The sequence below is a fragment of the Chitinophaga rupis genome, assembly GCF_900109685.1.
Lineage (GTDB): Bacteria > Bacteroidota > Bacteroidia > Chitinophagales > Chitinophagaceae > Chitinophaga > Chitinophaga rupis.
Window position 1 is genome coordinate 292,356 of the sequence record NZ_FOBB01000008.1, and the last position, 21,910, is coordinate 314,265.

General features: G+C 48.5%; 13 protein-coding genes. All 13 read left to right on the forward strand.

Annotation, left to right across the window (positions count from 1 at the left end; translation table 11 throughout):
• The first annotated feature begins 125 nt into the window (after positions 1-125).
• The 13 genes from BMZ54_RS25750 (at position 126) to BMZ54_RS25810 (ending at position 21,856) form a co-directional block, all read left to right on the forward strand.
• A complete protein-coding gene (locus BMZ54_RS25750; RefSeq protein WP_089918906.1) occupies positions 126-1,076 on the forward strand; it encodes a hypothetical protein in 951 nt (316 codons plus the stop codon).
• Positions 1,077-1,357: 281 nt separating this feature from the next.
• Positions 1,358-3,745: a T9SS type A sorting domain-containing protein gene (locus tag BMZ54_RS25755; RefSeq protein ID WP_089918907.1), complete on the forward strand. Its 2,388-nt coding sequence runs from the start codon at positions 1,358-1,360 to the stop codon at positions 3,743-3,745.
• Between the two features lie 164 nt (positions 3,746-3,909).
• On the forward strand, positions 3,910-4,788 hold the full coding sequence (locus tag BMZ54_RS25760) for a helix-turn-helix domain-containing protein (protein ID WP_089918908.1): 879 nt from the start codon (positions 3,910-3,912) through the stop codon (positions 4,786-4,788).
• Positions 4,789-4,867: 79 nt separating this feature from the next.
• A complete protein-coding gene (locus BMZ54_RS25765; protein ID WP_089918909.1) occupies positions 4,868-6,106 on the forward strand; it encodes an MFS transporter in 1,239 nt (412 codons plus the stop codon).
• A gap of 64 nt (positions 6,107-6,170) precedes the next feature.
• Positions 6,171-7,265: an alpha/beta hydrolase gene (locus tag BMZ54_RS25770; RefSeq protein WP_089918911.1), complete on the forward strand. Its 1,095-nt coding sequence runs from the start codon at positions 6,171-6,173 to the stop codon at positions 7,263-7,265.
• 197 nt (positions 7,266-7,462) lie between these two features.
• Positions 7,463-8,158, forward strand: a complete 696-nt coding sequence (locus BMZ54_RS25775) for an RNA polymerase sigma factor (protein WP_162277671.1) — start codon at positions 7,463-7,465, stop codon at positions 8,156-8,158.
• Entirely contained in the window at positions 8,080-9,228 is a 1,149-nt protein-coding gene (locus BMZ54_RS25780; protein WP_089918916.1) for a FecR family protein, read from the forward strand. Before BMZ54_RS25775 ends, BMZ54_RS25780 begins: the two co-directional genes overlap by 79 nt.
• Positions 9,229-9,324: 96 nt before the next feature.
• A complete protein-coding gene (locus BMZ54_RS25785) occupies positions 9,325-12,657 on the forward strand; it encodes a TonB-dependent receptor (RefSeq protein WP_089918919.1) in 3,333 nt (1,110 codons plus the stop codon).
• 11 nt (positions 12,658-12,668) lie between these two features.
• Complete coding sequence (locus BMZ54_RS25790) at positions 12,669-14,318, forward strand: RagB/SusD family nutrient uptake outer membrane protein (RefSeq protein ID WP_089918921.1); 1,650 nt, start codon at positions 12,669-12,671, stop codon at positions 14,316-14,318.
• A 77-nt stretch (positions 14,319-14,395) separates the two neighbouring features.
• Complete coding sequence (locus BMZ54_RS25795; RefSeq protein ID WP_089918923.1) at positions 14,396-15,553, forward strand: glycoside hydrolase family 130 protein; 1,158 nt, start codon at positions 14,396-14,398, stop codon at positions 15,551-15,553.
• A 291-nt stretch (positions 15,554-15,844) separates the two neighbouring features.
• Positions 15,845-18,163 carry a PSD1 and planctomycete cytochrome C domain-containing protein gene (locus tag BMZ54_RS25800; protein ID WP_089918925.1) on the forward strand — a complete coding sequence of 773 codons (2,319 nt, stop codon included), beginning with the start codon at positions 15,845-15,847 and terminating at the stop codon, positions 18,161-18,163.
• A gap of 29 nt (positions 18,164-18,192) precedes the next feature.
• Positions 18,193-19,647 carry a DUF1501 domain-containing protein gene (locus tag BMZ54_RS25805; protein WP_089918926.1) on the forward strand — a complete coding sequence of 485 codons (1,455 nt, stop codon included), beginning with the start codon at positions 18,193-18,195 and terminating at the stop codon, positions 19,645-19,647.
• A 34-nt stretch (positions 19,648-19,681) separates the two neighbouring features.
• A complete protein-coding gene (locus tag BMZ54_RS25810; RefSeq protein WP_089918929.1) occupies positions 19,682-21,856 on the forward strand; it encodes an FN3 associated domain-containing protein in 2,175 nt (724 codons plus the stop codon).
• Positions 21,857-21,910: the final 54 nt, after the last annotated feature.

Below are 21,910 nucleotides of genomic sequence, written 5' to 3' on the forward strand. Positions count from 1 at the left end.
ACACTGACAATATTTCCCCCAATTTTTTAAACCTTTTACTTTTCCCGGCTGTTATTAACCTGCTATTGTCATTGTGAACATATCCTATCACTCAAAAAACCACTCTTCACCCTCAAACCTTTATTATGAAACGTATTGTATTAATTGGTAACAAATCATGGGAAGTTGAACCCATCCTGAATGCCCTGCTGAATAGCACTATCCGTCCGCAGACGCTCCCTAATCCCAGCGAGTTAAACTATCCCTGGACCTTTCCGCAGGGAACTCCTAAACCCAGGGCCGTGTGGGATAATTTTTCCCAGGCAACCGTAGAACTATGGTGTATCCAGGACATCATGGATCCGCAGTGGAATCCATCCAGCTCACAGGGCAAACATGCCAGCCTTCCGAAGGTGCTGGCTTACCGGCAGGAGCCGCCTGACCTGGTAGTGGCCATGGGAACCGCTGCGCTGGGATTGAACGACAGCAATAACAATGGCTGCGTAACCGTAGGCAGTAACATCTTTATCCATAATTTCCATCCTAACGGTGAAAACCCGCAAAGTAAATGGGATGATCCTGCTCATTTTGAAAAGGTGCTGCCCTCAGCTATTGCTCCGGACTTCTTCAAATTATTAGATACCGCTACTGTTAGCGCAATAGAGTCAGGGTTATTGAGGCCCTATCTCAATCCATCTCCCAATATTGAGGTGATGAGCGACAAAGACTATATCGGCGTAAGTGTGGTGAATATTACAAACTATGCAGATTATGCCACCTCTGATACAGCCGGCCTGCAGGCCTTGGCTAACACCGGTAACAAGAAGCCGGTGGGCTCCGTGGAAACCACGCATGGCGTAATACGGCTGTTATGTGATGCACCTTTTATTTTCATGTCCGGCATTACGGACAGGGAAGGGCATTTTGCGGATGATGTAGATGGAAAAGACGGAAAGGGGAATGTAAAAACAGCTGCCCAGAACTTTACTGCTGCATTTAACATAGGCGTAAGCCTGAGCCATATGATCCCCAAAATGGCTGCCTATGTAATTGCCGCCGGCCAGCCCAAAGTTGTAAAGGTGCCTCAGGCCCTTTAATATATTAAAGAACCGGGAGACAAGCGCTCCCGGTTCTGATCTTGAGAAATATATTAGATAATTCCGGCAGAACGTTAATATAACATAATAGTAAAACGGAATGGCTTATTAAGTGCTTGCCATGTAACAGGAAATTGCTAACTTGAGTACACAATAACCATTACTCCACAACCACAAGAAGCGCTACTACTTTTCTGTTCTTACCGGCCCCCGGGTATGAAAAACGGTGATGTTTGCGGCCAATATAAGTGAGCATTCGATCATCTTTCAAATATATAACTATGCTAAAGATCTACCCCTTTTTGCTCTTCCTCCTGCTGGGGATGAGCGCTTATGCCCAAAACTTTTCACTTACACCAGTTTATGCGTCGCCAGACAGTACACAGATACTGGATTTCCGGTATGGCAAGGTATTAACTGTTAAACAAAACGGCGCCAGCGCCACTTACCGGTTAACGGATGTGGGCACCGGCAGCACCGTGGTTATCCCATTTACCGCCAATACCTCTCCTGTGCCGGGCAATCCATATGGGTACATTTTCCGCGGATGGGTAACACCCTACGGGGCGCTCATTCAGGCGCCGGTGACTTTTATCGACCCTTACACTACTCCCTTATATGAGTATAACCAGGGTACGGTTACACAGCTTTCGCAGGTTACCAATAGCGTAAGCACAGCGGGCAGCTATGTATTGTGGTCAAGCCCTGATTCTGCCAGCCACGGATTAATATTGCGAAATATGGCCACCCAGCAACAGCAGGTGGTGGTAGACAGCAGCATTACCGGCGCCGCTGTGGCGGCTAATGGCCTGGTGGCTTATGCTACCGGCAGTAATGCCGCCACGTATCTTTACCGTTACCAGAACGGCGTAAGCACCTTAACAGACCAGTGGGTGCCGGATTGGCCCAATCCCGATTATCCTCCCCGGTTCTTTGGCATACAAACAGATGGCGAGCGCATTGCATATCTAAGGAGTCCTGATGAAATAGGCTCCCGTGTTTACCTGTACGACCATGATTCTGTTACCTACCTGATGACACAGGGTGATTATGGAGGGTATGCAGATTTTCCCATAGCAGACTATTGTGTTCCGTTGGTTAATAATGGTTATGTGGGTGGCATCTATCTGGCTGCACCTTATTTCTATCATGTGCAGGGGCAGGTATACACGCGCGACCGGCAGGGCAATCTGCGTTATGTGCTGCCCATACAAACCAATTCTGCGGTAGGCATCGCCAATATGCTCAATATTTCGCCGCAGGGCGATGTGGCCGTTGGAGCCAAATCGGGCAATAACTACGCTACCTATATTATTAAACAGGATGGCAGCTCTGTAAAAAAGGTAGCGGATGTAAGCACGCGCGCGTATTATGAAGACAGCACCTGGTTTATTGCTACCGACCGTATCCTGTTCTCCGTGAACCTGGATACTACCGCCCAGCATTATATTACACCCATTACCAAACAGGTATATACCCGTAACCGGGTGCCCATTACGTCGGTTGATTTTCTGCAGCATTATGTAGGTCCGGCCAGCGGCATCGGGCAGCTGGAGAAGATAGAGTTCACCACCTTTCCTAAACGGGGTACACTTTCCGGCGCTAATAACCAGCCGGTATCCGCCAGTAATGCCATTTTTACCCGGGCCATGCTGGACTCGCTCAAATACAGCGCACCCAGTGTTCCGGGTAAGGATACCATACGCTGGCGTGCTTTTGATGGCATTAACTGGACAAAGGATACAACCATTTATGTTAATATACTGGCGGCGCCGGATACTATTAAACCATTTGAGCGTAACACATTGGCCGGCACGCCTATCCGCTTCTGGGCCAGTAATTTTAAACAGAACTTTACCGGTAAGCTGGCCGGCATACGCGTAAACCGGCTGCCGGCATACGGTAAACTGACCATAGGCGGCAAACAGCTCTTTTATGAAAGAAGCCGCGATGTAACGCTGGCAGAGCTGGACAGCATGTATTATACACCCTATCCCAACATAGTAGGTGTTGACACCTTACAATGGATGGCCTTTAACGGTACCAGCTATACGCCAAATGATACGCCGGCCATTTTGCGTGTGTATCCGGTGCTGAACACTCCACCCATTTTAAGGACCGTGGAAAGCCAGTACAGCCAGGCCGGTGCGGCAGATACTATACTGATAGCCAACTATCCGGCGCCGCAGGCACACACGGATGTGATGGCAGTAGTGGATAATTCAAGAATGCTGCCTATAGCGGCTAACCATACTTTCGTAATTGAACCATCTACCTACAGCGTGGGTACTCACCAACTGAAGGTGACCTTTAAGCATAAGCTGGACAGTATTAGCATACAGCGAAGCTTTACTATTACCAGCCCGTTTGCGCCGATGATGGTGGGAGTAGAAAAAGCGGGCCTGTTAGTAGAAAGGGACGTATTAAATGTTTGGCCCAACCCCTTTAGTGAGCAGCTTACGGTAAGCGGACTGGATGTTAATAGCAGTTATACACTGCGTTTGTATGATGCACAGGGCCGCCTGGTGCTTACAGACCGCTCCTTTAACCAGTCGCGGAAGGTGCTGCTGCCCGGGCGCAATGCGGTTATTAAAGGAATGTACGTGCTGGAGATCTATGATAATAACAGCAAGACGGTGATAAAGAGCTTAAAGCTGATGCGGTTTTAGAACAACCTGACCTTTTGGGGAGCCGTTAGTGAAAAGCTAACGGCTCCTTTGTGATATGACATCGGGTAGGTCTTCCTGATAACCAAACAGCATTTGCCCCTTTGCTTAAAACGGGAAGATTATAATACTATGCCGGTAGGTTTTGAATTTCTTAACTTTGCAGAATGCCAAAGAAGATCACGCGTTCGATTTCGGAGTTCAATAATGACCTGAAGCTAAAAGGGTTCAATGTATTCCAGATAGAGGCTGATAGCGATGCAACACGCATTTACAGCCGGAAGGACTTTTATAAAATTTGCCTGACCACAGGAAAGAGCATAATAAATTATGCCGACAGGAGCTTTGAGCAGGAGGGAACTATCTTATTTTTCGGCAATCCGCATATCCCTTATTCCTGGGAAACACTTACCACTACTTATATAGGCTATACGGTTCTTTTTTCTGAAGATTTCTTCCTGATGTCCGATCGTTCGGAAAGTCTGCAAAATTCTCCCCTGTTTAAGATTGGCGGCACACCAATTCTAAAAATAACAGAGGGCCAGCGGGAGTTCTTAAATACCATCTTTAAAAAGATGATTGAGGAACAGAAAACTGATTACACCTATAAGGATGAGCTTATCCGCAACTATATTAACCTGATCATTCACGAAGCCCTGAAACTCCAGCCTTCTGAACATTATGACCAGCACAAAAATGCAGCTTCCCGGCTTACCGCTGTATTTCTGGAGCTCCTGGAAAGGCAGTTCCCTATTGAAACTACCGACCGTCCCTTACAGTTAAAAACGGCACAGGATTATGCGAATAATTTACACGTGCATGTCAATTACCTCAACCGCGCTATTAAGGAAGTTACCGGCAAATCCACTACTACGCACATTACCGAACGCATTATTTCTGAAGCAAAAGCACTTTTGCAGCATACTGACTGGAACATTGCAGATATTGCCATTGCGCTGGGGTTTGAATATCCCACCTATTTCAACAATTTCTTTAAGCGCATGACTGGATCAACCCCAACAGCTATCCGGTCTGCTGAAGTTTGAAATTCTTAATGATTGGTTTGAGATTCATTAGCACCAGGGCAAAGCCCCGGGGTACCTTTGTGTTGTGATGAATGAAAATATGAAACAACACATCAGTACCGTTGAATTAACGGTTAAACCAGCCTGGAATGCTGTATTTGCTTTAGCGCTTGCAGTATCCGGCTTAATCGTTTCGGAGTTTTTACCGGTTAGTTTGCTAACGCCGATGGCAAAAGATCTGAGGATAACAGAAGGCATAGCCGGACAGGCCATCTCAGTAACAGCTATTGTAGCCATGGTATCAAGCCTGCTGATTGCGGTAATTACGCAACGCATGAACAGGCGCCTGGTTCTATTGGCCTTTTGTGTGCTGCAGATCATCTCAAATCTCTTAGTGGCCAATGCACCGGATTTCGCCTTGCTCTTAACCGGACGTGTACTGCTGGGTATTGGCCTCGGTGGTTTCTGGTCAATGGCAGCAGCAACGGCGTTACGGTTGGTTCCTGCAAACCGGGTATCCAAAGCACTTTCCATCATTTTTAGTGCGGTATCTGTGGCAACAGTGCTGGCGGCGCCATTGGGCAGCTATTTAGGCACACACTTAGGCTGGCGTAGTGTGTTTCTGATTGCAGCCGCAATAGGAGGCATAGCTTTTATCTGGCAATTGGCGACACTGCCTTCGATGCCAACAGACAAGGCAAGGAAGATCAGCGATCTGTTCCGCGTGCTGAAGCGCCCGAACATCAAAGCAGGCATGCTGGCAACCATGTTTGCGTTTATTGCTTATGCTACCTTTTTTACCTACCTGCGCCCCTTTCTGGAAACAGTAACCCGTGTAAACGAAAATACACTTTCTACTATCCTTTTAGGCTTTGGCATTGCCAACCTGCTTGGTTCAACTTTTTCGCGGTATCTATTGGAATGGAACCTGCTCCGCTCACTGGCGCTTATGCCCTTCATGATGGCCGTTATGGTAACCGGCCTGGTAACCTTTGGAAATATTACAGTAGTAGCAGCAGTATTAGTGTCCTTGTGGGCGATGGCGCTGGGGGTAATACAAGTGGGCTGGACAGCCTGGCTTACCAAAACCATCCCCGATGAAGCGGAAAGCGGCGGTGGCATTCAAATAGCGGTTATCCAGCTGGCTATTACTGCAGGTGCAGCTTTTGGCGGCATACTCTATGATTACACAGGCGCAAAAGGAGTATTTACCAGCAGTGGCATTTTTGCCCTTATTGCAGCACTGGTAGTCCTGCTTGCTTTCCGGAGGTCGTCGAACCGGGTGAACAATGCCGGACAATCGCATAAGGGACAATGTGCAACAAAGCTGGTTGCTTAAAAGAATTGATTGTTCTAAAAATGCCCGTACGGTTTGGATTATAAACAAAAGCTCAAAACTAAAGATGAAAAAAATAACAGTACTGGTGCTTGTCTTCTTAATGGTATTAGGGCAGGCTTATACACAAACCTCACAAAAGGAAAAAACAAAAGATATGAAACAAACAGACCATTATACCTTTCCGCTGAGTGATAAGGTAACCCGTGAAAAAGTATCGTTTAAAAACCGTTACGGGATTACCCTGGTGGCTGATCTTTACCTGCCGGAAAACCGTGGTAGTGAACCTTTGGCTGCACTGGCCATTAGCGGCCCGTTTGGAGCAGTAAAAGAACAGTCCTCCGGATTGTACGCACAAACGATGGCGGAGCGGGGTTTTGCTACCCTTGCCTTTGACCCTTCCTATACTGGTGAAAGCGGAGGTGAACCCCGCAATGTTACTTCACCGGAGATTAATACGGAAGATTTCAGCGCAGCAGTAGATTTCCTGGGGCTGCAACCTGCTGTTGACAGGGACCGCATTGGCATCATCGGTATTTGTGGTTTTGCAGGCATGGCACTGAATGCTGCTGCTGTGGACAAACGCGTGAAAGCCGTTGCAACCACCAGTATGTATGATATGTCGCGGGTGATGGCAAAAGGTTATTATGATAAGCTTACCATTGAACAACGCACTCAAATGCTGGAACAAATGAGCCGGCAACGTTGGGAAGATGCAAAGAACGGAACACCCGCTCCCGGCCCACGCATTTTACCTGAGAAGCTGAAAGGCGGCGAGCCTCAGTTTGTTGTGGATTATTTTAATTACTACCGGACCCCACGGGGCTTTCATAAAAACTCACCCAATTCAAACGGTGCATGGAATGCTACCAATGCGCTGTCGTTTATGAATATGCCGCTGCTTACTTACATTAAAGAGATCTCACCCCGTCCGGTTTTGCTGATTGCCGGTGAAAATGCACACTCCAGGTATTTCAGTGAAGATGCTTATAAAACAGCCGCTGAGCCAAAAGAGCTAATGATTATCCCAAATGCCAGTCACGTTGATTTGTATGACAGGGTAAACATCATCCCATTTGATAAGTTAACATCATTTTTCAACAGGTATCTGAGAACAGGTAAGGCTAATACGCCGGCAAAAAGTGTTGCCGCCAATTATTAACCCTGTTTATCACTGGTTTATATTACCTGGCTAGCCATTCTTTCGGGAATGGCTGGCCTTTTGTGCAAATAGTGTAACTATATCCAGGCAGGAAGCATTGTATTTAAAGTTTCCACTTTCCCGCTCCGGAGATTGCTGGTATTTTTAGCCGTAGAAATTTTTTTTCTATTTTTAGCGCGGTCAAAGTCTGCGCTATATTGTCTGACAGTTTCCTACATACAGAGAAAGATATTTTCCAACAGATTGCTAACGGGGATCACGATGCCTTTACCCGGTTGGTGGATAGGTATTGGAATAACCTGTATGGGCAGGCTATTGCTTACCTGAAAGACTCTCATAAGGCCCAGGATGTGGTGCAGGAAGTATTTCTGACCATTTGGAAGAACCGCAGATCCCTCTCAGACATAGAACGGCCGGAGCATTATTTATATACGATGGCCAGGAACAGGATATTAAGTGAATTTAGAAAGAAGCTGCTGATTCCGATTCCGAATAGTATGGAGCAGCTGCAAACGGCAGCCGATTCCCCGGCCGATGAGCAGCTGTCTGCCAAACAGCTCCTGGAGCTGGCGCAAACGGTGGTAAACCAGATGCCGCCACAGCGCCGGGCGGTTTTTGAGCTGAGCCGGCATGAAGGGTTAAAGTATGAGGAGATTGCGGCGCGGCTGGGAATTTCCCGTGAAACAGTGAAAGGCCATATGGTAAAGGCCCTGGCACAGGTGCGAACCTTTATGCGGCATGCCCTGCGGCTGCTGTTCCAAATTTTTTTTAAAGGGAGCAACCCTCTTTTGACGTTTGCGCGTCTTTATACTATATGCACACCGACGAATTCAAGGAGCTATTGGAAAAATACCTGGATGACAGGATTACGCCGGACGAACACCGGCGGCTAACAGCTGCGCTGGAAGACCCGGCGTGTGTGCAGCTGCTGAACGATGCGATCTACGATGAGCTGGTGGCGCGGGCCTATGAAGGAACGCCGGATGAAGGCATCAGGCAATTGATCCAACAGCGGCTCGACAAGGAAATGGCGCCTGTTTATACCCTCCGGCCCCGGAGATGGTACCAATGGGCGGCAGCTGCCGCAATACTTGTGCTGGTGGCCGCAACCTATTTATGGCTGCAGCAGCCGGCCAAACCTCCGGTGGCGCAACAGCTTATCACCAATGCGATGCCCGGCAGTAACAAGGCGATTCTGACCTTGGCAGATGGTTCCAAAATAACTTTGGACAGCACCGGCAGCCAGGTGATCCGGCAGGGCGCAACAGCCATCCGTCAACAGGGGGGCCAGCTAAAGTATGATGCGCAGAGCACAGCAGCTACTGTGCAGTATAATATATTAAACACTCCAAGAGGCGGCCAGTTCCGGATCACACTCCCGGATGGTACGCAGGTGTGGTTAAACGCGGCATCCACGCTACGTTATCCAACCGCTTTTACGGGTCCGGAAAGGCTTGTGGAGATTGCCGGGGAAGCTTATTTTGAAGTAGCAGCCAATGCAGCACAGCCGTTCAGGGTAAAGGCCAGGGATGCTGAGGTGGAAGTGCTGGGAACAAGCTTTAATGTGAAGGCCTATGCCGATGAACCAACTATACAAACCACTTTGCTCAACGGCTCCGTTAAACTCTCTGCCAACAAAAACCACGTATTGCTTAAACCGGGACAGCAGGCAATTTTAGGAGGTAACAAAGAGTTCAACATTAACCAGGTAGATCCAAACGATGCCATTGCCTGGAAGAACGGCTATTTCCTCTTTAAAAATGAGGGCATCGAAAGCGTTATGAGAACTATTGCACGCTGGTATGATATAGATGTCAGCTATCAGGGCGATGTGCTGAAGCAGCGCCTGGGGGGAACAGTATCCCGTTATGAAAAACTGGAGGATCTGTTAAAGACAATTGAATTAACCAAAAGCTTAAAATTTAAAATTGATGGAAGGAGGGTAACCATTATGCCAAATTAACTCGCCAATTAGTAATTAAACCTAACATTTTATTTGTGAATTTCTAATGCATAGCTGTGCAGGAGGGGATCCTGTGCGCTTTAAATATTCCTGGTTATGAAACTTACGATCATTCTATTGCTTGCAACAGTTTTGCAGGCAAGAGCGGCAACGTACGCTCAATCCATTAATCTGAACGTTAAAAACGCATCCCTCGAAGAAATATTTACCCAGATAAGACTCCAAACCGGCTATAACTTTTTATATAATCCCAGTGCGCTGGAAGATACAAAGAAAGTTTCAATAACTACCACCAATGCATCGTTAAAAGCAGTGCTGGATCAGTGCTTCAAAGACCAGCCTGTAGTATATGTGATTACGCAGAATAATGTGGTCATCAGCCGCAGAACATCGGAACGGGAAACACCGGCCGTTCCCAGGGCCATCACAGTAACCGGTCAGGTAAACGACAATAAAGGCCAGCCTGTTCCCGGCGCATCGGTAACCGTTAAAGGCGCCACTACCGGCGCCATTACAGATGCGAATGGCAGGTATAGTATTTCAGTGCCCGATAGATCCGCTATCCTGGTCTTCCGCTCCCTTGGCTTTACCAGCCAGGAAGTAGTGGTAAATGATCAAACAGTGATCAATGTAACCTTAGCTGAAAAGCGCTCGGCGTTAAGTGAGGTGATCATGGTGGGTTATGGCTCACAAAAGAAAGCGGATGTAACCGGCTCCATTGCATCAATAAATGAAGATGCTATCAAAAGCGTACCGGCAAGTAACCTGGTAAGCGCGTTGCAAAGCCAGGCGCCGGGCATTGATATACAAAAAGCCGGCGGCAACAGCCATCCGGGCGCCACGCCATCTATCTCTATCCGGGGGCAGCGTTCTTTGGGTGCAGCCAACGATGTGCTGTATGTTGTAGATGGTATACCATACAACGGCAATTACATTAATGACCTTAACCAGGATGATGTAGTGGCGGTACAAATATTAAAAGATGCATCCGCAACTGCTATTTATGGTTCAAGGGGCGCAAACGGCGTAATACTTATTACTACTAAGCGGGGCAAAACAGGCGCACCTGTAGTCACTTACAGCAGCTATGCCGGCGTGGTAAGCCCGCTTGGCCACTATGATGTGATGGATACCCAGGCTTACGAAACCTACAAAAAGTGGGGAAACTACAACGCAAACAATCCGAACGTTATTGGCGCGCCTAATCCGTATAATGGAATAGATGATCCCAAGTTCTATACAGATGGTATCACTTTCCTGCCAGCTGAATTAGCTGGTATAAAGAACGGCACGGCTACCGACTGGCAAAAGCTGATCTTTAAGAACGGCTTTAAAACCAATCATCAGCTGGGTGTTTCCGGTGGTACAGAGTCAACAAAATATGCGGTTTCCGCTGGTTATTATAATGAAACCGGCGTGTTTCCCGGCCAGTCATTCCGGCGTTATACCGTTAAAGTAAGTATTGACCAGCAGCTGGGCAAGATCTTCAGGATCGGCGTAAGCTCGCTGAATACCGTAAGTAAGATCAATGGGGAAAGCATTAACCCGGTGGCCCAGGCGCTTACATCCAGCCCGCTTACGGTGCCTTATGATGACAAAGGCAATCTAATACCATTCCCAGGCGGTGGCTCTTTAACCTATAATCCCCTGGCCAACCTGGTGCGGGGTGCGGTTGTTCAAAACCGGTCGAGGTATAACACCTTTACAACAATCTACGCGGAGGCACAGATCACGCCGCACCTTAAATACCGGTTTAACGGGGGCATAGAAATTACGCCGGAAACCTACGGCGAGTTTTATGGCAGCGCCACCTATCAGAACCTGAGCGGCCCTTCCACTGCCAGGAACACGAACTATGACTATCACGACTATACGCTGGAAAATCTGCTGGTGTATGAAAACACCTTTGCCAAAGATCATCACCTAACAGCTACCGGTTTGTTTAGCTTCCAGGATGACTATAAAGCCTCTACTAGCTTTAGCTACAACAATATTTTGGCAGATTATATTCAATATTTTAACCCGGCATTAGGCGCCAATCTCAACGGCTCAGGCAGTTACTCGAAGTTTAACATCGTTTCATTCATGGGGCGTATTAACTATGACTATATGAGCAAATACCTGTTAACGCTTACCATGAGATCTGACGGCTCCTCTACGCTGGCGCCGGGGAACAAATATCATCTCTTCCCATCTGCAGCCGTTGGCTGGAATATCACCCAGGAAGATTTCATGAAAAACATCCGGGTGATATCAGGCCTGAAATTGCGCGCCGGTTATGGCTCGGTAGGAAATGCCGCTGTAAGCCCCTACCAAACACTTGGCGGGCTGGCATCCATCAATTACAATTATGGCTCAACAAACGTTACCGGCACTTATCCCAATAATGTTCCCAATCCAAAACTGGGCTGGGAGTATACTGCAACGTTGAACTTTGGCCTGGACTTCAGCTTGTTCAACGACCGCATTAACGGTTCTGTTGATGCTTATCAGCAGCGCACCAGCAATCTTATACTCCCGCAAAACCTGCCTATTACAACCGGTTATACCTCACAGTTCCTTGCCAACGTGGGTAAAACAGAAAATAAAGGTTTGGAGATCAATATCGCCTCAACAAATATCAGGGCTGTTAACCGCAAAGATTTTGGCTGGACAACCAATTTTAACATCACCTTTAACCGCAATAAAATTACTGCGCTGCAAAATGGCGTAACGCAGGACATTGGCAATAACCGCTTTGTTGGGGCGCCTATTAATGCGCTGTATAACTATGTAAGATTAGGCATCTGGCAAAATACCCCAGCCGATTCTGCCCTGGCCCGTAAGCTGGGCCTGACGATGGTTGGATCAGGTTCTGTGATCGGTACCATAAAGGTAGCCGACCTGAATGGCGATGGGGTGATCAACTCAAACGACCGCACCATTGTAGGCTCACGTCAGCCAAAGTTTTATGGTGGTTTTACCAACCGCTTTAGCTATCGTGGACTTGACCTTACGGTGGTGGCTACTTACCGCGTAGGAGGTACGCAGATCGCCTACTGGCTGCAACCCGGCAGCAATGTAAATGCGCTGAACGGGAAAATGAATAACCTGGATATTAATTACTGGACGCCCTTTAACCATGAGAACACTTACCCTAAGCCTAACTTTAACGTAGGCACGCCCACCTATGGTGATCTGCTGGGCTATTATGATGCTTCTTACCTTAAAATAAGAACTATCAACCTGGGCTATACGCTGCCGCCTTATCTGATCAGCAAAATGCACTTACAGTCCCTCCGGGTTTATAGCAGCTTCAATGATGCCATCATTTTATTCTCACCATTGCATAACCGGTTCCATGGTATAGATCCCGAGTCGGCAGGTACCTTGGGCGTAGATACGCCACCGAATAAATCGATACTGTTTGGTTTAAATGTTACATTTTAATTTCTATTACCATGAGAGTTAGCATATATAGATCTATTCCACTGGCAGCGATCACTTTTTTAAGTTTGAGCTGTAACAAGCAATTAATAGAAGAACCACATTCGGGGCTAACCCCACAGTATTTTAATACAGCGCAGGGCTTTCAGTCCGGGCTGGATGCTGCCTATGCCGGTAACCGGAGTATATGGGGTACCGAGAATTTCATGACCATGACCGTGCCCGGCACCGATGAGTTCAAATCCGGCGGCGGCGGTAACAATGATTTTAATATTTATTCAAGCAGCTTTGATGCCAGCAGCGGCTGGGTATCGGGCATCTGGAATGCCTGTTACACCTACATAAATGATTGTAATGGTATCATTGACAATGGCCCCACCGTCACCGGTCTTGATGCTGCCACTGTGAAGCAAAAAGTTGCCGAAGCTAAATTTTTACGTGCGAACTATTACTTTATACTGGTCCGTTTCTGGGGGCCTGTTACGCTGAACACCCATTTTATTACAGCACCCAGTACAAGCGCCACCAGGGCGCCCATTAGCGATGTTTACAACTTCATTATCCAGGACTTAAAAGATGCTATTGCCGGATTACCACCAAGCCCGGTGCAAAATGGCGTATTGCCCGGTAAGGCTACCGGCGCCGCCGCATCGCACCTGCTGGCAAAAGTATACCTGACCCGGGCATACTCTTTAGCGAAACAACCGGATGATTTTCAGAATGCCTATACCACTGCAAAGGGCCTGATCGATAATAGCGCCGGCTTAGGACTTGCGCTGCTGCCGGATTTTGCATCGGTGTATGCGGAAGGTAATGAGGCAAGCAAAGAGGTGCTGTGGAGTGTACAACATACTCCCAACCTTACTTATAACAATAATAGCAACGAATTAAATTTTCACTATGTAATGGGTTATGAAAATTTTCCGGGCCTGGTTCGCTCTATGGCTTATGGCCGCCCGTTTGCGCGCGTTGAGCTAACCCGCTGGATGAGCGACACCTGTTTTGCCGATAAAACAAACGACACCCGGTATTACAAAACATTTCAGTCGGTCTGGTTATCCAACTCTGCCGACAAAATTCCCAAGGTGAATGGCGTTCCCAAATATGCATTGGGTGATACGGCTATTTATATGCCCGGGGTTGATGTTAGTGATGCTGATATTGCCTCAATACGCTACCTGCTGGTGCCGCCGCGGAATTATACCCTGCAGTTATATCCAACCATGCTTAAATACCAGGATTCTAAAAGGGCGAGTATTAATGACCCATCGGTAAGGCCGGTTATTGTTTATCGTCTGGCCGAAACCTATCTGTTAGCAGCAGAAGCGGCTTTCAATATGAACGATAATGCCAGTGCCGCTAAATATATTAACGTTGTACGCGGGCGGGCAGCCTATCCAACCGGAAACGCCGCCACTATGTCTGTTGAACCAGCTGAGGTTACGCTGGACTATATCCTGGACGAGCGGGCACGCGAGTTAGCCGGCGAACAAACCCGTTGGCTCGACCTGGTAAGAACAAATAAGCTGATAGAACGTGTTAAATTACATAATTCGGATGCGGGAGTGAATATTAAAGACAAGCATGTGCTGAGACCCATTCCTCAAAGCCAGATAGACAGGACCATTACCGGCGACAAGTATCCGCAAAATCCTGGTTATTGATTAGAAATATACGCGGGTCATTTTACAGATCCGCGTATATTGGTTGCATTTAGTTCAAAAGACATTAAGACTACATTATGATCAAACCATCCTCCAGCAGCGTTCTTCTGCTGTTACTTTTCATCACTCAAATAACCTTCGCGCAGTCTGCCAACACGCTGCCGGATTGGGCTTTGGGCGGGTTTTTAAGACCGGCGGGGCAGAATCCCATCATTTTGCCGGATACTACTGCCACGTTCACCGATCCAATGAGTAAGTCAAAAATAAAGTGGGAGATCAATGATACTTTTAATCCCGCGGCAGCGGTTAAAGATGGTAAAATAGTGGTTATCTACCGGTCTGAAGATAACAGCGGCGTAAAGATCGGTACCCGTACCTCGCGCCTTGGCTATGCCGAAGGCAGGGATGGCCTGCATTTTAAACGAAAAAGCGAGCCCGTTCTTTTTCCGGCAGATGATGATCAAAAAGCATTTGAATGGCCCGGTGGTTGCGAAGATCCGCGGATAGCAATGACTGAAGATGGTACTTATGTAATGCTGTATACGCAATGGAACCGTAAGGTGCCGCGCCTGGCAGCAGCTACATCAAAAGATCTGGTTCATTGGACAAAGCACGGGCCTATTTTTCAGGACGTATATAATGGCAGGTTTTTCAACATCGCAACTAAATCGGCATCCATCCTCACCCGGGTTAAGGGCGATAAGCAGGTTATAGCCAAAGTAAACGGTCAGTATTTCATGTATTGGGGCGAACGGCATGTGTATGCTGCCACCTCAGCTAACCTTACGGATTGGCGCCCTTTAGTGGATGAAAAAGGTGAATTACTGATCCTGGCATCTCCCCGGAAAAACTATTTCGATAGCGACATGACGGAATGCGGCCCGCCTGCTTTGTTAACAGATAAAGGCATCATCCTGTTATACAATGGCCGGAACAGTACTTCCAATGGCGACAAACGTTTTGCCGGGGGAACCTACAGTGCAGGTCAGATGCTCTTCGACAAGACGGAACCAACCAAATTGATTGCGCGGCTTGATGTGCCGTTTTTCAGGCCCCGCGAGGCTTTCGAAAAACGGGGTCAGTATGCAAGCGGAACTGTATTTATTGAGGGCATGGCATGGTTTAAACATAAATGGTACCTCTATTACGGCTGCGCGGATTCCAGGGTAGGAGTAGCCATTTATGACCCGCAGCACCCGGCAGATCCGGATCCGGTGGAGGACATTGCCCGATAGATCATCTTGTCACGTTAACATCCCGCCCTGTTAATAGCAACCCCAAATGCTTACCCTAAACCGGCTGGCTAACTTCTTCATAAGCCGTTTTTTACAGTGCAATAGTAGTTGTTCTCATTATGTGTGTATGTATATACATAATGAGAACAAACTATTATTATGGGATAAAATACTATCAAGGTTATGCCTGATTATAGCCGATCTTTACTATAGCAGCCGGATAAATGTTATAGCAATCAATCGCCGGATCATTCGCCTGTACCAAGACTGTTTCAATTAATTGCTGAAAGTATGTTCCACCGTTATGTCAGACTCGTCATCTGTTCTCTTGCATTTTTGTACGCATGCAATAATAGCGATGCACCCGAAAACCAGCCTGGAAAATTACCGGAACTTGTAGACTATAATTTTGATATACGGCCCATTTTATCAGATAAGTGTTTTGCCTGTCATGGCCCTGACGCCAATAAGCGCGAAGCCGGTCTGCGGCTTGATATTGCAGACAGCGCTTATAAAGCGCTGCGCGAAACACCCGGTGCGCATGCCTTAGTGCCTGGCGATCCTATGGCTTCTGTAGTATACCAGCGTATCAGCAGTACAGATTCTTCCATGCGTATGCCGCCTCCATCCACCAATATGGCCCTGAGTAGTTATGAAGTAAAGCTGATTGAGAAGTGGATTAAACAGGGTGCAAAATATAAGCCGCATTGGGCATTTGTAGCGCCGGTGAAACCTGCATTACCCAAAGTAGAAAAAGAGAAATGGGCGCGCAACGAAATAGACTACTTTGTATTGGCCCGCATGGAGCAACATGGGCTGGAACCCAATCCCGCAGCAGATCACGAAAGACTGCTGAAACGTCTTTGCCTGGATCTTACCGGCCTGCCACCCTCACTTGAAAGAATGGAACGTTTTGCCAAAGATACCAGCGATGCGGGTTATGAACGTATGGTAGACGAGCTGCTGGCCGATAGCGCCTATGGCGAGAAAATGGCGGTACACTGGATGGATGTAGCCCGGTATGCGGATTCACACGGCTACCAGGACGACAACTACCGCTCCATGTGGCCCTGGCGCGATTGGGTGATCCATGCATTCAATGAAAACCTTTCTTACCGGGATTTTATAACCTGGCAGCTGGCAGGAGATATGATCCCCGGCGCCACCCGCGAACAATTGCTGGCCACGGGCTTTAACCGCAACCATAAGATCACTGAAGAAGGCGGAGTAATAGATGAGGAATACCGGATCGAATATGTGACGGACCGTACCAACACATTCGGCAAAAGCCTGCTAGGTATCACCATTGAATGCGCACACTGCCACGATCACAAATATGATCCTTTCTCACAAAAAGAATATTATGAGCTCTTTGCCTTCTTTAATAATGTAAAGGAAACAGGGCTGCAATCTACGGTAGGGGGTCCTGAAACCTATGCCAAAACGCCCTACATGGAGATCACCAAAGAAGATCTCAAAGACGTGCTCAGTTTCATTAACAAACAGGACACCAATAAGCTGATCGTATCTGTAATGGGTGAAAAGGATACTACGCGAAAAACGTATATTCTTGGCCGTGGTAACTATGATAACCCTACACTGGAAGTACAGCCCGAAACACCGCACGCGGTATTGCCCTTTGATGTAAAGCAATACCCGGCTAACCGCCTTGGCCTGGCGGGATGGTTGTTTGACAAGCGGAACCCGCTCACAGCAAGGGTTTTTGTAAACCAGCAATGGCAGGAAGTATTTGGCAGAGGCATTGTGAAAAGCAGCGGCGACTTCGGGATGCAGGGAGACCTGCCCAGCAATCCGCAGCTTCTCGACTGGCTGGCGGTTGATTTTATGCAGCACGGATGGAATATTAAACGGCTCATGAAACAAATGGTGATGACGGCCACGTACCGGCAGTCGGCTATCATTTCCAAAAACAAGCTGAAAGCAGATCCTGAAAATATTTATCTCTCCCGCGGGCCCCGGTTCCGGCTTACTGCGGAAGGCGTGCGCGACCTGGTGCTGAAAAGCAGTGGTTTGCTGGTACCTGAAATTGGCGGTCCCAGTGTAAAGCCCTATCAGCCCCAGGGCTTGTGGGAAATGGCTACCTCCGGCAGAGGCATTCTGGCCAGCTACCGGCAGGATCATGGGAAAAGCCTTTACCGCAGAGGGTTGTACACCTTCATCAAACGCACGGTGCCGCCACCTTCTATGATGATCTTTGATGCCAGTAACCGCGATCAGTGCGAGGTAAAACGCGCCAGCACCAATACGCCCCTGCAGGCGCTCATTATGCTCAACGATCCTACTGTGCTGGAAGCCAGCCGGGTACTGGCTTCCCGGTTGTTGCAAAAAGACAATAATACAACCCGGAATATAACGCAGGCCTTCCGTTTGATCGTTTGCCGCACACCGCAAAAACAGGAAGTAGACCTGCTGCAGAAATATTATGAGCAGCAGCAGCAATGGTATAAAAAGCAGCCCGGAAATGCGGTGAAGCTGCTGCAACAGGGTGAGTACCCGATGGCCACAAACCTGGACAATGCCTCATGGGCCGCCATGATGCAGGTGATCACCACTATTTATAACCTGGAAGAAACGCTTTCAAAAACATAACGATCGTAAGTCACGCATAATAAAGGCCGATGAAAAACGAATTTTTAGAATATCAACTGAACATGAACCGCCGTAAGTTCCTGTCACGCCTGAGCCTTGGCGTGGGCAGCCTGGCGCTGGGTTCATTGCTGGTTCCCGGCCTCTTTGGCAATAGCAGCGGGGAAGAGGCGCCTTTTGTTCCGGGCATGCCGCATTTCGCGCCCAGGGCCAAAAGGATCATCTACCTGTTTCAGAACGGGGCGCCGTCTCAACTGGAAAGCTTTGATTATAAGCCAAAGCTGCGCGAAATGATGGGGCAGGAGCTGCCGGCCTCCATCCGTATGGGACAACGCTTAACCGGCATGACATCGGGGCAGTCGTCTTTTCCGCTGGTAGGCTCGCATTTCGATTTCAAACAGTACGGCGCGGCCCGTGCCTGGATCAGCGACCTGTTTCCGAATACGGCACAGATAGTGGACGATATCTGCATTGTGCGTTCCATGTTCACCGAAGCAATTAATCATGATCCCGCGCTCACCTTTTTCCAGACAGGGGCGCAGCAGGGCAACCGCGCCAGCTTTGGCTCCTGGATGAGCTATGGCCTTGGGAGCGAAAACAAGAACCTGCCTGCCTTCTGTGTGCTGCTGTCGAGAGGTAAAGGAAACGGGCAGGGTGTATACTCCAAGCTGTGGTCCAATGGATTTTTAGACAGTATTCACCAGGGCGTTCAGTTCAGCAGCGGCGAAAGCCCGGTATTGTACCTGAATAATCCTGAAGGCATTGATATGGCTAACCGCCGCCAGATGCTGGACCAGCTGGCCGCATTGAATGATCAGTCGTATAAAGAGTTCGGCGACCCTGAGATCAATACCAAGATCCAGCAGTATGAAATGGCTTACCGTATGCAAACGGCGGTGCCGGAACTTACTGATCTCTCCAAAGAATCAGATGATATCATCAAGCTGTATGGGCCTGACTGCCTGGTGCCCGGCACATTTGCAGCGAACTGCCTGTTATCCAGGAAGCTTTCTGAAAGCGGTGTGCGCTTCATTCAGCTGTATCACCAGGGATGGGACCAGCATGGCAACCTGCCCAATGAAATGGCCGGCCAGGCTAAGGATGTGGACCGTGCTTCCGCAGCGCTGATCACGGATCTTAAACAGCGCGGCCTGCTCGATGAAACACTGGTAATATGGGGTGGTGAATTCGGAAGAACGAACTACTGCCAGGGTAAGATGACCGCAGATAATTATGGCCGTGATCATCATCCGCGCTGCTTCTCCATCTGGATGGCCGGCGGTGGTGTAAAGCCCGGTATTGTATACGGGGAAACAGACGAGTTCGGGTATAACATTGTGAAAGACCCTGTGCATGTGCATGATTTTCATGCTACCGTTTTACACCTGATGGGGCTTGATCACGAAAAATTAACTTTTAAACACCAGGGGCGCCGTTATCGCCTTACAGACGTAGCAGGTAAGGTCATCCCCGGATTGATGGCCTGATCAAATAACATTTATATAAACTGAGAAGCGTATAATGACAGTGAAGCAGTCGTCCGGATGGCAAAGCGCAGGCAGCAGCCTGTTATTTGCCGGCAACATTTTTATCCTTTTCCTACTGATCTTTGGCAACCGTGTGGTATTACCGCCCTGGTTGCAGGTGCTGGGCAGGATGCATCCTTTATTGCTGCATTTTCCTATTGTGCTGATCCTGGTAGCAGGCGTTCTAACGTTTATCCGCCTGCGTGAGCCGGCTGCTGAAGCATGGAAACAGCACCTGGCCAACGTTTTATTACTGGCTGGCGCACTCAGTGCAGTCGTTACCGTTATTATGGGCTTGTTCTTATCCGGTGAAGAAGGATATAACGGCAGCAGTACTTTACAATGGCACAAATGGAGCGGCGTAAGTGTGTGCTGGCTTACTTCTTTATTATACTGGCTGGGCCGGACGGGTATAAGCCGGCCCGCAATACAGAAAGGCGGGGTGCTTATTACTGCCCTGTTGCTGGTAGTGACCGGGCATTTCGGGGCAGACATCACGCATGGCGAAAACTTTGTACTGGCGCCCGTAACCCCTGCAGGAAAAGGACTGCAGGTGCCTTTCGACCAGGCGCTGATATATGAGCACCTGGTAAAGCCGGTACTACAGGAGAAATGCATGAACTGCCATAACGGAGCTAAGGCAAAAGGTGAGCTGGCAATGGAGCTGCCGGCGCAGCTGCTGAAAGGAGGAAAGAGCGGGAAGCTGTTTATGGCCGGTAAACCTGAAATAAGCCTGTTAATAGAGCGGCTGCATTTACCAATGGATGCGAAGAAGCATATGCCGCCCGCCGGCAAGCCACAGCTTACACCGGAAGAAGCGGACCTGCTTTATTACTGGATCAAAGGCGGCGCTGATTTCAAAACAAAAGTAGCTGCATTGCCAGTACATGACAGCCTGCGGTTACTGGCTGCCGCTATGTTACAACCTGCCCCGCCAGCAGCCCCTGTTTATCAATTTGCAGCGGCAGATGAAAAGCTGGTGCAAAAGCTGAATAATAATTACCGCGTTATTTATCCGGTAGCGCTGAATGCAGCGCCATTGGTGGTGAACTGCTATAATAAAGACCAGTTTAAGAGCAGATCGATCGAAGAGCTGCTGCCGCTGAAAAAACAGATCATAGAAATGCACCTGCAGAAAATGCCGGTGCAGGATGCAGATCTGAACATCATAGCACAGTTTCCCGAGCTGCGGGTGCTGAACCTGAGCTTTACTAACATAAAGGGCCAAACGCTGGCCGCCCTGGTAAAGCTGCCACACCTGGAAAGCCTTTCACTGTCGGGCACCCCGGTTACCTTGCAACAGCTGCAGGTGCTGAAGACGGCGCCTGCATTGAAAGAGCTGTACCTGTGGAATACCGCGCTCACTGCCGCGGAGCTGGATCAGCTGCCGGCAGCATTTAAAACGGTGGCAATTATCAGGGGATTTACAGATGATGGTAAACAACCGTTGAAACTGAATCAGCCGCTGATGGTGAACACAGCGCCGGTTTTCCGCAATACTACACAGCTGTTGCTGAAGCATCCCATAAAAGGGGTGGAGATCCGCTATACTACCGATGGATCGGTACCAGACAGTGTGAACTCTCCGCTGTTTAAAGATAGCCTGCTGCTGCAAACAAATACTACTATCCGTGCCATTGCCTGCAAAAAGGGCTGGTATGCAAGCGACCCGGTGCAGTTCAATTTTTACAAGTCTTCGTATACCCCTGACAGTGTGGTGTTGCTTACGCAACCCGATGGAACTTATGCCGGCGCAGGTCCCAAAACGCTTTGCGACGGGCAGAAAGGGGGTGCAGACCAGGGCAATCAGAAATGGCTGGGTTATGTAAAAGAGCCTATGGTGGCCATGCTGCTATTTAAGCAGCCCGTACCCCTGCAGTCAGTTTCAGTAGGTATCTTACGGAATATTGACGGGTACATTTTTCCTCCCGCAAAACTGGAAATATGGGGTGGTACAGATGCGAAGCACCTGAAGCTGCTGAAAAAGATCATTCCCGCAGCAGGGAAGAAGAACGATCCTGCCGCCGCCATGGAAATAGCAGGTGCCTTTCCGGTTACCAGCGTTTCCTGTGTAAAGTTGGTAATGGATCCTTTGGTAAAAATACCCGGCTGGCATCCCGGCAAGGGAAGCAGGGGATGGGTGTTTGCAGATGAAGTGTTATTTAATTAGGTATCGGAATTTCAATACTTTTGACCATGCCGCCAAAACTCTTTACTCATAACG

Coding starts and splice junctions, on each gene's coding strand:
- BMZ54_RS25795 (WP_089918923.1), top strand. CDS start 14,396: ATGATCAAACCATCCTCCAGCAGCGTTCTTCTGCTGTTACTTTTCATC.
- BMZ54_RS25770 (WP_089918911.1), top strand. CDS start 6,171: ATGAAAAAAATAACAGTACTGGTGCTTGTCTTCTTAATGGTATTAGGG.
- BMZ54_RS25805 (WP_089918926.1), top strand. CDS start 18,193: ATGAAAAACGAATTTTTAGAATATCAACTGAACATGAACCGCCGTAAG.
- BMZ54_RS25810 (WP_089918929.1), top strand. CDS start 19,682: ATGACAGTGAAGCAGTCGTCCGGATGGCAAAGCGCAGGCAGCAGCCTG.
- BMZ54_RS25785 (WP_089918919.1), top strand. CDS start 9,325: ATGAAACTTACGATCATTCTATTGCTTGCAACAGTTTTGCAGGCAAGA.
- BMZ54_RS25755 (WP_089918907.1), top strand. CDS start 1,358: ATGCTAAAGATCTACCCCTTTTTGCTCTTCCTCCTGCTGGGGATGAGC.
- BMZ54_RS25760 (WP_089918908.1), top strand. CDS start 3,910: ATGCCAAAGAAGATCACGCGTTCGATTTCGGAGTTCAATAATGACCTG.
- BMZ54_RS25750 (WP_089918906.1), top strand. CDS start 126: ATGAAACGTATTGTATTAATTGGTAACAAATCATGGGAAGTTGAACCC.
- BMZ54_RS25790 (WP_089918921.1), top strand. CDS start 12,669: ATGAGAGTTAGCATATATAGATCTATTCCACTGGCAGCGATCACTTTT.
- BMZ54_RS25780 (WP_089918916.1), top strand. CDS start 8,080: ATGCACACCGACGAATTCAAGGAGCTATTGGAAAAATACCTGGATGAC.
- BMZ54_RS25765 (WP_089918909.1), top strand. CDS start 4,868: ATGAAACAACACATCAGTACCGTTGAATTAACGGTTAAACCAGCCTGG.
- BMZ54_RS25800 (WP_089918925.1), top strand. CDS start 15,845: ATGTTCCACCGTTATGTCAGACTCGTCATCTGTTCTCTTGCATTTTTG.